The organism is Streptomyces sp. NPDC058671 (genome assembly GCF_042716475.1).
Classification (GTDB): domain Bacteria; phylum Actinomycetota; class Actinomycetes; order Streptomycetales; family Streptomycetaceae; genus Streptomyces.
This window is the reverse complement of record NZ_JBHXSA010000008.1, coordinates 85,986-98,815: the sequence shown is the minus strand read 5'-3', so window position 1 is coordinate 98,815 and position 12,830 is coordinate 85,986. Positions and strand designations below refer to the sequence as shown.

General features: G+C 72.4%; 10 protein-coding genes and 1 tRNA gene. 3 read left to right on the top strand and 8 right to left on the bottom strand.

Annotated features, from left to right (window positions below):
• Positions 1-28: 28 nt before the first annotated feature.
• The 3 genes from ACFWV2_RS12465 to ACFWV2_RS12455 form a co-directional block, all read right to left on the bottom strand.
• Entirely contained in the window at positions 29-853 is an 825-nt protein-coding gene (locus ACFWV2_RS12465; RefSeq protein WP_384404965.1) for a carbohydrate ABC transporter permease, read from the bottom strand.
• Complete coding sequence (locus ACFWV2_RS12460) at positions 853-1,740, bottom strand: carbohydrate ABC transporter permease (RefSeq protein WP_384405101.1); 888 nt, start codon at positions 1,738-1,740, stop codon at positions 853-855. The genes ACFWV2_RS12465 and ACFWV2_RS12460 overlap by 1 nt, the downstream gene beginning before the upstream one ends.
• 123 nt (positions 1,741-1,863) lie before the next feature.
• Entirely contained in the window at positions 1,864-3,273 is a 1,410-nt protein-coding gene (locus tag ACFWV2_RS12455) for an ABC transporter substrate-binding protein (RefSeq protein WP_384404964.1), read from the bottom strand.
• A gap of 167 nt (positions 3,274-3,440) precedes the next feature.
• Between ACFWV2_RS12455 and ACFWV2_RS12450 the strand changes: the two genes are divergently transcribed.
• A complete protein-coding gene (locus ACFWV2_RS12450; RefSeq protein WP_384404963.1) occupies positions 3,441-6,080 on the top strand; it encodes a cellulose binding domain-containing protein in 2,640 nt (879 codons plus the stop codon).
• A gap of 47 nt (positions 6,081-6,127) precedes the next feature.
• On the opposite strand, the gene ACFWV2_RS12445 is transcribed toward ACFWV2_RS12450, so the two are convergent.
• From ACFWV2_RS12445 to ACFWV2_RS12430, 4 genes are all read right to left on the bottom strand, one after another.
• Positions 6,128-6,200 (bottom strand) — tRNA-His (locus ACFWV2_RS12445).
• Positions 6,201-6,330: 130 nt separating this feature from the next.
• Positions 6,331-6,933, bottom strand: coding sequence for an oligoribonuclease (gene orn, locus ACFWV2_RS12440; RefSeq protein WP_384404962.1), 603 nt, complete (start codon positions 6,931-6,933; stop codon positions 6,331-6,333).
• 131 nt (positions 6,934-7,064) lie between these two features.
• Complete coding sequence (locus ACFWV2_RS12435) at positions 7,065-8,234, bottom strand: helix-turn-helix domain-containing protein (RefSeq protein ID WP_384404961.1); 1,170 nt, start codon at positions 8,232-8,234, stop codon at positions 7,065-7,067.
• Positions 8,235-8,749: 515 nt separating this feature from the next.
• The gene (locus ACFWV2_RS12430; protein ID WP_384404960.1) at positions 8,750-9,169 is read right to left on the bottom strand and encodes a hypothetical protein; all 420 of its coding nucleotides are present in this window, start codon (positions 9,167-9,169) and stop codon (positions 8,750-8,752) included.
• Positions 9,170-9,515: 346 nt separating this feature from the next.
• Here ACFWV2_RS12430 and ACFWV2_RS12425 point away from each other — a divergent pair, with 346 nt between their 5' ends.
• Positions 9,516-10,037, top strand: coding sequence for a universal stress protein (locus ACFWV2_RS12425; protein WP_073807719.1), 522 nt, complete (start codon positions 9,516-9,518; stop codon positions 10,035-10,037).
• A gap of 223 nt (positions 10,038-10,260) precedes the next feature.
• A complete protein-coding gene (locus ACFWV2_RS12420) occupies positions 10,261-10,827 on the top strand; it encodes a GPR1/FUN34/YaaH family transporter (protein ID WP_384404959.1) in 567 nt (188 codons plus the stop codon).
• Between the two features lie 165 nt (positions 10,828-10,992).
• Here ACFWV2_RS12420 and glmS read toward each other — a convergent pair whose 3' ends face one another.
• Positions 10,993-12,810, bottom strand: coding sequence for a glutamine--fructose-6-phosphate transaminase (isomerizing) (gene glmS / locus ACFWV2_RS12415; RefSeq protein WP_384404958.1), 1,818 nt, complete (start codon positions 12,808-12,810; stop codon positions 10,993-10,995).
• Between the last annotated feature and the right edge of the window lie 20 nt (positions 12,811-12,830).

Below are 12,830 nucleotides of genomic sequence, written 5' to 3'. Positions count from 1 at the left end.
AAGGGGACGCTAGCAGGGGGAGAGGGGCTCAGCCCTTCACCGCGCCCCGCATCACCCCGCCCACGATGTGCCGCCCGAACAGCGCGAGCACCACGAGCAGCGGCAGCGTCCCGAGCAGCGCCCCCGCCATCACCACCGAGGTGTCCGGCACGTGCCCCCGCCCCAGGCCCGTCAACGCCACCTGCACCGTCGGGTTCCCGGTCTGCGTCAGCACGAGCACCGGCCAGAAGAAGTCGTTCCACGCCGCCACGAACGACAGCATCCCGAGCACCGCCATCGCCGGACGCGCCGCGGGGAACACCAGATGCCACACCACCCGCAGCGTCCCCGCCCCGTCCACCCGCGCCGCCTCCAGGAGCTCGGCCGGCAGCGCCCGCAGGAGGTGCTGACGCATGAAGAACACCCCGAAGGCAGAGACGAGCGAGGGCAGGACCACCGCCTGGAGCTCGTCCGTCCAGCGCAGCCGCGCGATCAGCAGATAGAGCGGGACGACCCCCAGCTGCGGCGGGATCAGCATCGTCGCCCCCACCACCAGCAGCAGTGCGCCCCGGAACCGGAAGCGCAGCCGGGCGAAGGCGAACCCGGCGAGCGTCGAGAAGAGCACCGTGCCCGCCGCGACCGCGCCCGCGACCACGGTGGTGTCGGCGAGCGCCACGCCGAGCCCGCCCTCGGTCCAGGCGATCCCCACGTTCCGCGGCAGGTTCCGCCCGAACCGGAACGGCGGCGGAGCCGACGCCAGCCGCGTACTCGTCCGCGAGGCCGCCACCGCCGTCCACAGCAACGGGAAGAGGGAGACCACCGTGAAGAGACCGAGGAGCGTGTACGTGCCCCAGCCCGCCCGCACCGTCCGCATCAGACGTCCCTCCCGCGCAGCACCGGCCGCAGCAGCCGGGCCGCCCCGAACACCACCACCAGGATCAGCAGCATCGCCCAGGCGATGGCCGCCGCCCGCCCGAGGTGCAGGTTCACCCACCCCTGCTCGTACAGATAGAGCCCCAGCGTCTGGTACTGGTGGTCCGCCCCGCCGGACGCGCCCGCCCCGCTGTTGAACAGCAGCGGCTCACCGAACAGCTGGGTCGCCCCGACCGTCGACACGAGCACCGTGAAGAGCAGCGCGGGCCGCAGCCCCGGCAGCGTCACGTGCAGGAACTGCCGCCACCGCGAGGCCCCGTCGAGCGCCGCCGCCTCGTACAGCTCGCGCGGGACGGTCTGCATCGCCGCCAGGTAGATCAGCGCGTTGTAGCCGGTCCAGCGCCAGATCACGATCGACGAGACGGCGACCTTCGACGCCCACGGGCCGTTCTGCCAGTCCACCGGGGCGATCCCCACAAGCCCCAGCGCCCAGTTGACCATCCCCTGGTCCCGGCCGAAGAGCAGCGCGAAGACGAGCGTCGCCGCGGCCACCGAGGTCGCGTACGGGGCGAGCGCCACGACCCGGAGGGCCAGCCGCCCGCGCAGCCGCACGTCCAGCAGATGCGCCACGCCGAGGGCGAGCAGCAGCTGGGGAACGGTGGCGAGGACACCGATGGCGACGGTGTTGAACAGGGCGTTCCAGAAGAACTCGTCGTGCAGCAGCCGGGCGTAGTTCTGGAGCCCCACCCACTCCCGGTCCTCCGGCGCGGTCAGCTCCACCCGGAACAGCGACGCCCAGGCGGTCGCGACCAGCGGGAACAGCCCGAACGCCCCGAAGAGCAGGAAGAACGGGGCCACGAGCACGTACGGCGCCGAGCGCGACCGCAGTGGCCCGAGACGCCCCCGTCCCGGGCCAGGTTCCGTCCTCGGGGGCGCGACGGCGGGCGCGACGGGTGAACCGGCGGGCGGCGGGAACGGATCCACGGGGTGTCTCGTCTCGGTCACGGGTGCTCACCGGTCCAGCGCGTTGTCGATCGCCCGCATCGCCGCCCGCCAGGCCGACTCGGGCGGGCGTCCGGTCTGGTCGACCTGGAGCATGCCGGTGTCGGAGAGGATCTGGTTGACGAGCCCGTCCTTGGGGCCGACCGGGGCCAGGGGCACGCCCCGGGCCGCCGCCGCGTAGAGCGGGCCGGTCGGCGCGTCGCCGAAGTAGGGGTGCCGCGCGTCCGCCACCTCCGGCAGCCGGTACGCGGCGGAGGCGCTCGGGAAGCCGCCGCGCCGGGCGAACAGCCGGGCCTGCTGCTCGGGCGCGGTGAGCCAGGCCGCGAGCCGGGCGGCCTCGGCGCGCTGCCGTCCGGCGGACGGGACGACGAGGAAGGAGCCGCCCCAGTTCCCGGGCCGGGGCGCCACCGTCACGTCCCACCGTCCGCGCGCTGCCGGCCCGGACTTGTCCTGGATGTAGGCGAGCATCCAGGCCGGGCAGGCGATCGTGGCGAAGTCCCCGCGTGCGAACGCCTGGTCCCAGTCGGGCGTGAACTGCTGGAGCCGGGCGGTGAGACCCCGCCGGGCGAAGTCGGCGGCGAGGTCCCAGGCGGCTCGTACGTACGGGTTGGTCGCCACCACCAGTTCGCCGCGGGCGTCGTAGTAGCGCAGCGGGGCGCCGGAGACGACCGCGGCGAGCACCCCGGAGGCGGAGTCGGTGAACGCCACGCCCTCGGGAGCCCGTTCGGCGAAGCGCCGCCCGACCTCCTCGTACTTCCGCCAGTCCCCGGCCCACAGGCGTCCGACGGTCTCCCGGTCGGTGGGCAGCCCGGCCGCGGCGAAGTGGTCCTTGCGGTAGCAGACGGCCAGCGGGCCGATGTCCGTGCCGAGCCCGAGGGTGCGGCCGTCGGGTGTGGTGGCCTGCGCCCACTTCCACGGCAGGAAGGCGTGCTCGTCGACGCCGGGTGCGGAACCGAGGTCGTCGAGCCGTCCGGCCTGGGTGTCGACGACCTCGGCGATGTTGCCGACCTCGACGGCCTGGACGTCGGCGAGGCCGGAGCCGGCGGTGAGGTGGGTCAGCAGCTGCGGGTAGTAGACGTCGTTGCGGGAGAGGGAGGTCTGCCGGATCACGACGTCCGGACGGAGCCGCATGTACGTGTCGTAGAGCCCGGCCTCCTGGTAGCCGAACTCCCCGAAGACGCCGACGGTGAGGGTGATCGGCCGCCCGGCACCGTCGACGCGTTCCCGGTCGGGCACGGGGGACGGTTCCGGCGGGTCGGTGGCGCACCCGGCGCAGAGCGCGGCACCCAGGAGGAGGGCGAGGACGAGGACGAAGGCGGGGACGGGGTGGCGTCCGCGTCCGGCGGCGGAGGGGGTGCGGGAGTCGCGTACGAGGCGTCCGCGTCCGGCGGCGCCGGGCCGCGTCCTCCTCCACCACATGGTCCCGACCGTAGTGCGCGGGGCCTCCGGGGGCGGGGAGCCCACCGTCCGCACCACCCGTCCGGCCGAGCGTCGTCGAACGTCTTCGACGACGCCCGGACCTTGACCGTGTTCTGACAGCCGCCCAATAGTGGGAGCGCTCCCACCTCATCGTCGACAGGACCCCCATGCGCAGAACGCGACACCTCCTGGCGGGGCTCGCCCTGACCGCCGGCCTCCTCGCGGGGGCGGTGCCGGCCACCGCCGCACCCGCCGAACCCGCACCCGCCCCCGCCGCGGCGGCCCCCTCGTACACCTGGAAGAACGTCCGGATCGACGGCGGCGGCTTCGTCCCCGGCATCGTCTTCAACCGCAGCGAGCGGAACCTCGTCTACGCCCGTACCGACATCGGCGGCGCCTACCGCTGGAACCAGGCCGCCTCCACCTGGACCCCGCTCCTCGACCACGTCGGCTGGGACGACTGGGGCCACACCGGAGTCGTCGGGCTCGCCACCGACGCCGTCGACCCCGACCGCGTGTACGCCGCCGTCGGCACCTACACCAACGACTGGGACCCCGGCAACGGCGCCGTCCTGCGCTCCGCCGACCGGGGCGCCACCTGGCGGCGCGCCGACCTCCCCTTCAAGCTCGGCGGCAACATGCCGGGCCGCGGCATGGGCGAACGCCTCGCGATCGACCCGCACCGGAACAGCGTCCTCTACCTCGGCACCCCCAGCGGCAACGGCCTCTGGCGCTCCACCGACTCCGGTGTCACCTGGGCGAAGGTGACCTCCTTCACCAACCCCGGAAACCACCAGCAGGACCCGACCGACACCAGCGGCTACAACTCCGACGAACAGGGCATCGTCTGGATCACCTTCGACGAGTCCACCGGCGCCCCCGGCAGCGCGACGAGCACCATCTACGTCGGCGTCGGCGACAAGCAGAACGCCGTCTACCGCTCCACCGACGCGGGCGCCACCTGGACACGCCTGCCCGGCCAGCCCACCGGGTACCTCGCCCACAAGGGCGTGCTCGACGCGGAGAACGGCTACCTCTACCTCGCGTACAGCGACACCGCCGGCCCGTACGACGGAGCCAAGGGCCAGGTCTGGCGGTACGCCACGGCCACCGGCGCCTGGACCGACATCAGCCCCGTCGCCGAGGCCGACACCTACTACGGCTTCAGCGGCCTCACCGTCGACCGGCGGAACCCCGGCACGGTCATGGTGTCCGGCTACAGCTCCTGGTACCCCGACACCCAGATCTTCCGCTCCACCGACAGCGGCGCCCACTGGACCAGGGCCTGGGACTACACGGCGTACCCGAACCGCGCCGACCGCTACACCATGGACGTCTCCTCCGCGCCGTGGCTGACCTGGGGCGCAAGCCCCGCCCCGCCCGAGCAGACCCCGAAGCTCGGCTGGATGACCGAGGCCCTGGAGATCGACCCGTTCGACTCGAACCGCATGATGTACGGCACCGGCGCCACGATCTACGGCACCACCGAGCTGACCCGGTGGGACGCGGGGACGAAGTTCACGATCAGGCCCATGGTCCAGGGCCTGGAGGAGACCGCCGTCCTCGACCTGGCCTCGCCGCCCTCGGGGGCCCCGCTGATCAGCGCCCTCGGAGACATCGGCGGCTTCCGGCACACGGACCTCACCAAGGTCCCGTCGATGATGTTCACCGGCCCCAACTTCACCTCCACCACCAGCGTCGACTTCGCCGAGACCACGACCGGCACCGTCGTGCGCGCCGGGCACCTCGAAGGCGGCCCGCGCGTCGCCTTCTCCTCCGACAACGGCGCCACCTGGCGCCCCGGCCAGGAACCCCCGGGCGTCACCGGCGGGGGCACGGTCGCCGCGTCGGCGGACGGCAACCGCTTCGTCTGGAGCCCCGACGGCGCCGGCGTCCACACCGGCACCGGCGGCGCGTGGACGGCGTCGACCGGCGTCCCGGCCGGCGCGACCGTCGAGTCCGACCGGGTCGACCCGCGCACCTTCTACGGCTTCTCGGCCGGCACCTTCCACGCCAGTACGGACGGTGGCATGACCTTCACCGCCAAGGCCACCGGTCTCCCCGCCAAGGGCAACGTCCGCTTCAAGGCCGTCCCCGGCCGGAAGGGCGACATCTGGCTCGCCGGCGGCGCCCCCGACGCCGCGTACGGCCTGTGGCACTCCACCGACGGCGGCGCCACCTTCACCCGGGTCGCCGGGGTCGAGCAGGCCGACACGATCGGCTTCGGCAAGGCCGCGCCCGGAGCCGCGTACCCCACCCTCTACACGAGCGCGAAGATCGGCGGCGTACGCGGCGTCTTCCGCTCCACCGACGCGGGCGCGAGCTGGGTGAGGATCAACGACGACGCCCACCAGTGGGGCTGGACGGGCGCGGCGATCACCGGCGACCCCCGGGTCTACGGCCGGGTGTACGTCTCCACCAACGGCCGCGGCATCCTCTACGGCGACACTGCCGAGACCGGCGGCGGTGGCGGCGGCACCGACCCGGGAACCCCGACGGGCGCCTGCGCGGCCGCGTACCAGGTGACCAGCCAGTGGCAGGGCGGCTTCACGGCCCAGGTCACCGTCCGCAACACGGGTACGGCTCCGCTGGCCGGCTGGACCGTCCGCTGGACCCAGCCCGCGGGCCAGCGCGTCACCCAGGCCTGGAACACGGCGCTGACCCAGACGGGCGCGGAGGTGACGGCCACCCACCTCCCGTACAACGCGACGGTCCCACCGGGCGGCTCGGCCGCCTTCGGCTTCAACGGCACCTGGACGGGCACCAACCCGCCGCCGACGCCCCTCGTCTGCGCGTCGGGAACGTGAGAACGACTCAGGCCCCGGTTCCTGGGAACCGGGGCCTGAGTCTTCAGGGTGAGTAACGGGACTTGAACCCGCGACATCCTGGACCACAACCAGGTGCTCTGCCAGCTGAGCTATACCCACCATGTCCGGCGGTGTCCCCGAAGGTTTCCCCGACCGGCCGAGAAGAAGTCTACAGGGTCCTGGAGGGTGCTCGCGCCCGCGTTTTCCCGAGGGGGTGTCGAGGGCGCGAGCGGGCCCTACACGGAAGGGGTCATTCGGCCGGTACGACGTGACGGGCCGCGATCCGCTTCGCGGTCTCCGAGTCGGGACCGGGCTGCGGGACGAAGACCGCCTCCCGGTAGTAGCGCAGCTCCGCGATGGACTCACGGATGTCGGCGAGCGCCCGGTGGTTGCCGTTCTTGTCCGGACTGTTGAAGTACGCCCTCGGGTACCAGCGGCGGGCCAGCTCCTTGACCGAGGAGACATCGACGATCCGGTAGTGCAGGTGGCTCTCCAGAGCGGGCATGTCCCGGGCGAGGAAGCCGCGGTCCGTGGAGACCGAGTTCCCGCACAGGGGCGCCTTGCCGGGCTCCTTGACGTGCTCGCGGATGTACGCGAGGACCTGGGCCTCGGCGTCGGCCAGCGTGGTGCCGCCGGGCAGCGCGTCGAGCAGCCCCGAGGCCGTGTGCATCTGGCGCACGATCTCCGGCATGGTCTCCAGGGCCGCGTCCGGCGGGCGGATCACGATGTCCACCCCGTCGCCGAGCACGTTCAGTTCCGAGTCGGTGACCAGCGCGGCCACCTCGATGAGTGCGTCATCCGTCAACGAGAGCCCGGTCATCTCGCAGTCGATCCACACCATGCGATCGTTCATGCGTCCTACCTTAGGGGGTCTCCCGCCCCCCGGGGCGCCGCGCCGAGCAGGCCGAAGGGCGCCCGGGGGAGGTCTCCCCGGGCGCCCTTCGGTCCTGCGGTGCGCCGCTCGTGGCCGCGCGGGTCGCTGCGTTACGGCGCGCTGCGCTGGCCCGGCAGCGAAGCCCGCCCGGCCGCGAACGCGTCGGACTGCGGCTTGCCCGGCTCCAGCGGAGGCACCGGACGCCGGATTCCCGCCGAGACCTGGACCGGCACGACCGCGTCGAGCACCGCCGTACCGCTCTCGCCCTGCGGCCGCCGCGCGCGGTACGCCGCCCGGTAGGCGGCCGGCGAGGAACCGAGCTGCCGTCGGAAGTGGCCCCGCAGCGCCACCGGCGAACGGAAGCCGCATCGGCCGGCCACCTCGTCGACCGAGTAGTCGGAGGTCTCCAGGAGTCGCTGCGCCTGGAGCACCCGCTGGGTGATCAGCCACTGGAGGGGGGCCGAACCGGTCAGCGAGCGGAACCGGCGGTCGAAGGTCCGCCGTGACATGTAGGCACGGGCCGCCAGCGTCTCCACGTCGAACTGCTCGTGGAGGTGCTCAAGGGCCCAGGCGACGACCTCGGCCAGCGGGTCGGCGCCGATCTCCTCCGGTAAAGACCTGTCGAGGTAGCGCTCCTGACCGCCGCTGCGCCGCGGCGGGACGACCAGCCGGCGCGCCAGTGCGCCCGCGGCCTCCGTGCCGTGGTCGGTCCGCACGATGTGCAGACACAGATCGATTCCGGCCGCGGTGCCGGCGGACGTCAGCACGTCCCCGTCGTCGACGAAGAGCTCCCGGGGGTCCACATGGACCGACGGGTAGCGCTTGGCGAGCGTCGGCGCGTACATCCAGTGCGTCGTCGCCGGCCGTCCGTCGAGCAGGCCGGCCGCGGCGAGGACGAAGGCGCCGGTGCACAGACCGACGATCCTCGCGCCCTCCTCGTGGGCGCGGCGCAGCGCCTCCAGCGCCTCCGGCGGCGGCGGCGAGGTGATCGACCGCCAGGCCGGGACGACGACGGTGCCCGCACGGCTGATGGCCTCGAGGCCGTACGGCGCGGTCAGTTCGAGTCCACCGGTGGTCCGCAGCGGGCCGTCCTCGCCCGCGCAGACCAGCAGCCGGTAGCGTGGCACTCCGGCGTCCTGCCGGTCGATGCCGAACACGGAGAGCGGGATGGAGCTCTCGAAGATGGGGCCGCCGCTGAACAGCAGCACCGCGACGACTTCGCGACGCCGGCGCCCGGTAAGTTTCCGTGCGGCCTCCGGCGCAATGGAGTCCTGGCTCATGACGCTAAGCCCCCCTCGGTGTTCGCGTCTCCCTGGTCGTGTCGCTCCTGCACGTTTCCCCTCGGTTTTGCACGAGACCCCAGTCTTTGGTACCCATGATCGAATCTACTGCGTCCCGTAGCGTCGGCGTGACAAGTTCTCCATCCGGTGGATTGTCGACAAGGCCACTTGGCGCGAAGCGATCGATCGCGAAGTCCGCCGGCCGGTGGGCGCCCGGGGGAGGGGCGGCGCGGCGAACGCCCCGTACGCGGGGGGTGCGGGCCCCTGGAGCGGGGCATATGCGGGTGTCGGCACCGGGGTTGGACAATCGTTCCGCCAAGGACGCGCCGACAGATGGAACTTGGCTGAAAACGTATGGGCGCGCGTGTACGAACCTGTCAACTCGACGAGGGGCGGGCAGTTCCGGGGGCCTCGCGGAGCGCCGGTCCGAGACGGATTTGTCCTAGCTGGTCCGGCCCGACCGCCAGGTCGCTCCCCGGCTCCGCCCGTACCCGCTCGACTCCGCCCCGCGCTGCCTAACCGTGCCGCCTGCCGCGTCCGCGCTCCTCACGTACCCCACTCTGCTCGCGTACCCCACTCTCCTCACGCCACCCGCTCTCTTCGCGAAGCCCGCGCTCCGAGCGGCGCAGCAGGACCCGGCAGGCCGCCGTCACCGAGACGAGGCCGAGCGCGGTGCCGGCGGCGCCGCCGGCCGAGGTGCCGTAGACGACGAGGACCACAGGGACCAGGGCGCAGCAGAAGACCGCCCAGCGGACCACGTCGCCGGCCTGGTCCGCCGCACCCGCTCCCGGCGCCGCCCCGGCCGTCCTTCCCGGGTCCCGCTCCGCCGCGCCGGGTGGGGCGGGGGCGGGGGCCCTCCGGTGGCCGCGGGGCGGGGCGAGCACGGTGGCGGGCGGGGTGGAGGTCTGGCCGGCGGCGGTCGACGGTGCGGGCACGGAAGGTCTCCCTGCGACGGTGGGCTGGACCTGTGGGCAACGAGGAACGGAACGTTCCGGTCACTCTGCGCGACGTCCGTTTGGCCCCCGTACGGACGCCTGTAGGACACAACCGGCATTGCCAGATCCCGAGCCGCTCGTGCATGCTCCCTGGAACGCCGTGCGCGAGCGGCGGGCACGCCGGGAGCGGCACGGTGGGCTCTGGGCAGGAGAGGAGTGTCGCCGTACCCTTGGGGGTATGGGCTTGGGAAGATGATTCCCGGACACTCAGTTCCGCCGCCACCCTTGTTCCGCACCCTCCCATTCCCCGTTCCTTCCCACGAGGACCCTCTTCGCCGAGACATCGATGGCCGGTCACGAATTCTCCGAACCCGCGGACCGCAAGCGCGTCGCCGACTCCACGGTCGACCCCCTGGCGGTAGAACAGCCACGTCATGCCTGCGACCCGGCCTTCCGGCACGGGGTCGTCGTCGGCTTCGACGGCTCCACGTCCAGTGAGCGCGCCCTGGCGTACGCCATCGGCATGGCCCGGCGCTCAGGCTCGGGCCTGATCATCGTGCACGTGGCCAACCGGCTGCCCACCACGGTGTGGGCCGGCTGCGAGCCCCCCGTCTTCGTCGACGTGCCCGACCACCGCACCGAGGTCCTCGGTCTTGAGCTCGCCTGCGCCGAGCACCTCTCCGAGGTGCCCTGGATCCTCGTCGAGCGCGGCGGGGACATCTGCCACGAGCTGGAGGAGGTCGGCCGCGAGTACTCGGCCGACGCGATCGTGGTCGGTTCCACGCACGGGATCGTCGGACGGATCTTCGGCTCGGTGGCCGGACGTCTCGCGCGGCGCGCCCAGCGTCCCGTGATCGTCATCCCGTAGGGACCTCGCAGGGGGTTCTCGTAGAGGATCCAGTGGGGACCTCGTAAGGACCTCGCAAGGACCACGGAGGGACTCCGCTCCCCTGGCCCTCTCCCTCAACTGCCGTCATCCGGCCATAAATTCGGCCTCGCTCAGGTGAATTGTGTGCTTGTGAAGGGTAGATAAGGGTCACCGGATCACAGCAGTTCACGCAGCACGACTGCACTCCTGAAGGGAGCCCGCCGTGGACAACGACGTCGCCGCGGGAAACAGCACCTCCACTCTCGGCCACCTCGCACTCGGACTGTCCCTCCTGGCCTTCGGCCTCGGCGGTACGGGTGTCATCGACAACGTCGCGGCAGCGGATGCCGCGGGCCTCGCCACCTGGGTCGGCGGGGTGGCGCTCTTCCTCGTCGGCATGCTCGCCCTGCGCGCGGGCGACAAGGGCGAGGGCACGGCGTTCGCGGCGCTCGGCGCCTTCTGGTTCACCTGGGGCACCGCGGCGGGCGGCGGCGCCTCGGCCGACGCGGTCGGTGTCTTCATGCTCCTGTGGGCGCTCCTCGCGCTCACGCTGACGATGGCGGCCTCGGGCAGCGGGGTGTTCGGACAGGGCGTGTACGGGCTGCTGTTCGTCGCGCTCCTGCTGCTCGGCATCGGGGCGCTCGTCGACAACGGGGGCCTCGGCAAGGCGGGCGGCTGGGTCGCGGCCGTCGCGGGCCTCGTCGCCTGGTACGGAGCCACGGCGGCGGTGGCGGGCTGGCCGACCACCTTCCGCCGCACGGCGGGCACGAGCGCCCCGGCCACGGGCTGAGGCGACGAGGCCGGCGCCCACGAGCAGCGGCGAGTGAGCCTCGGAAAGAAAGAAGAACGGTCCCGTCGCACCTGGGTGTGCGACGGGACCGTTCTCGTGTCCGGTCGATCCGCCGGGGGACAGGCCCGGCGGCGCGGCTCGGGGGGACAGGCCCCGAGGGCGCTGCTACTCGACCGTGACGGACTTGGCCAGGTTGCGCGGCTTGTCGATGTCGCGGCCCATGGCGAGCGCCGTGTGGTAGGCGAGGAGCTGGAGCGGGATGCCCATGAGGATCGGGTCCAGCTCGTCCTCGTTCTTCGGCACGATGATGGTGTGGTCGGCCTTCGCCTGCGGCTGGTGCGCGACCGCGAGGATGCGGCCGCTGCGGGCCTTGATCTCCTCGAGGGCGGCGCGGTTCTTCTCCAGCAGGTCGTCGTCGGGGACGATCGCGACCGTCGGCAGGGCCGGCTCGATGAGGGCGAGCGGGCCGTGCTTCAGCTCGGAGGCCGGGTAGGCCTCGGCGTGGATGTAGGAGATCTCCTTGAGCTTCAGGGAGGCCTCCAGGGCGACCGGGTAGCCCCGGACGCGGCCGATGAACATCATCGACTGGGCGCCGGCGTACGCCTCGGCGATCTTCTTGATCTCGTCCTCGGTGCGGAGGATCTCGCTGATCTGCTCGGGCAGCTTGCGCAGGCCCTCGATGATCCGCTTGCCGTCGGTGACGGACAGGTCGCGGATGCGGCCGAGGTGCAGGGCGAGCAGCGCGAAGGCGGTCACCGTGTTGGTGAAGCACTTGGTGGAGACGACGCAGACCTCGGGGCCCGCGTGGACGTAGATGCCGCCGTCGGCCTCGCGGGCGATGGCGGAGCCGACCACGTTGACCACGCCGAGGACGCGGGCGCCCTTGCGCTTGAGCTCCTGGACGGCGGCGAGCACGTCGTAGGTCTCACCGGACTGGGAGACGGCGATGTAGAGGGTGTCGGGGTCCACGACCGGGTTGCGGTAGCGGAACTCCGAGGCCGGCTCGGCGTCTGCGGGGATGCGTGCCATGGACTCGATGAGCCCGGCGCCGATGAGACCGGCGTGGTACGAGGTGCCGCAGCCGAGGATCTTGATCCGGCGGATGGTGCGGGCCTCACGCGGGTCCAGGTTCAGGCCGCCGAGGTGCACGGTGGAGAAGCGGTCGTCGATCCGGCCGCGCAGCACGCGGTCGACCGCGTCGGGCTGCTCGCTGATCTCCTTGTGCATGAAGGTGTCGTGGCCGCCCATGTCGAAGGAGGCGGCCTCCCACTCGACGGTCTCCGGGGTGGGCGTGGTGGTGGTGCCGGAGATCGTGTAGGTGCGGAAGTCGTCGGCCTTGAGGGTGGCCATCTCGCCGTCGTCGAGGGTGACGACCTGGCGGGTGTGGGCGATCAGGGCGGCGACGTCGGAGGCGACGAGCATCTCCTTCTCGCCGATGCCGAGGATGACCGGGGAGCCGTTGCGGGCCACCACGATGCGGTCGTTGAAGTCGGCGTGCATCACGGCGATGCCGTAGGTGCCCTCGATGACCTTGAGCGCCTCGCGGACCTTCTCCTCCAGGGTCACGGCCTGGGAGCGGGCGATGAGGTGGGTGATGACCTCGGTGTCCGTCTCGGAGGCGAAGACGACGCCGTCGGCCTCCAGCTTGGCGCGGAGCTCCTGGGCGTTGTCGACGATGCCGTTGTGGACGACGGCGACCTTGTTCTCGGGGTCCAGGTGCGGGTGCGAGTTGACGTCGCTGGGCGCGCCGTGGGTGGCCCAGCGGGTGTGGGCGATGCCGGTGGTGCCGGTGAAGCGCTTGGGGACGCGGGCCTCCAGGTCACGGACCCGGCCCTTGGCCTTGACCATCTTCAGGCCGGAGGCCTTCGGGCTGGTGACGACCATGCCGGCGGAGTCGTAACCCCGGTACTCCAGGCGTGCCAGGCCTTCGAGCAGCAGGGGGGCGACGTCGCGCTTTCCGATGTAACCGACAATTCCGCACATAAAGGTGAAACCCCTCCAGG

Excerpts from the sequence above, each read along its gene's own strand:
- ACFWV2_RS12465 (WP_384404965.1), bottom strand. The coding sequence starts at position 853 with ATGCGGACGGTGCGGGCGGGCTGGGGCACGTACACGCTCCTCGGTCTC.
- ACFWV2_RS12455 (WP_384404964.1), bottom strand. The coding sequence starts at position 3,273 with ATGTGGTGGAGGAGGACGCGGCCCGGCGCCGCCGGACGCGGACGCCTC.
- ACFWV2_RS12450 (WP_384404963.1), top strand. The coding sequence starts at position 3,441 with ATGCGCAGAACGCGACACCTCCTGGCGGGGCTCGCCCTGACCGCCGGC.
- orn (WP_384404962.1), bottom strand. The coding sequence starts at position 6,933 with ATGAACGATCGCATGGTGTGGATCGACTGCGAGATGACCGGGCTCTCG.
- ACFWV2_RS12435 (WP_384404961.1), bottom strand. The coding sequence starts at position 8,234 with ATGAGCCAGGACTCCATTGCGCCGGAGGCCGCACGGAAACTTACCGGG.
- ACFWV2_RS12425 (WP_073807719.1), top strand. The coding sequence starts at position 9,516 with ATGGCCGGTCACGAATTCTCCGAACCCGCGGACCGCAAGCGCGTCGCC.
- glmS (WP_384404958.1), bottom strand. The coding sequence starts at position 12,810 with ATGTGCGGAATTGTCGGTTACATCGGAAAGCGCGACGTCGCCCCCCTG.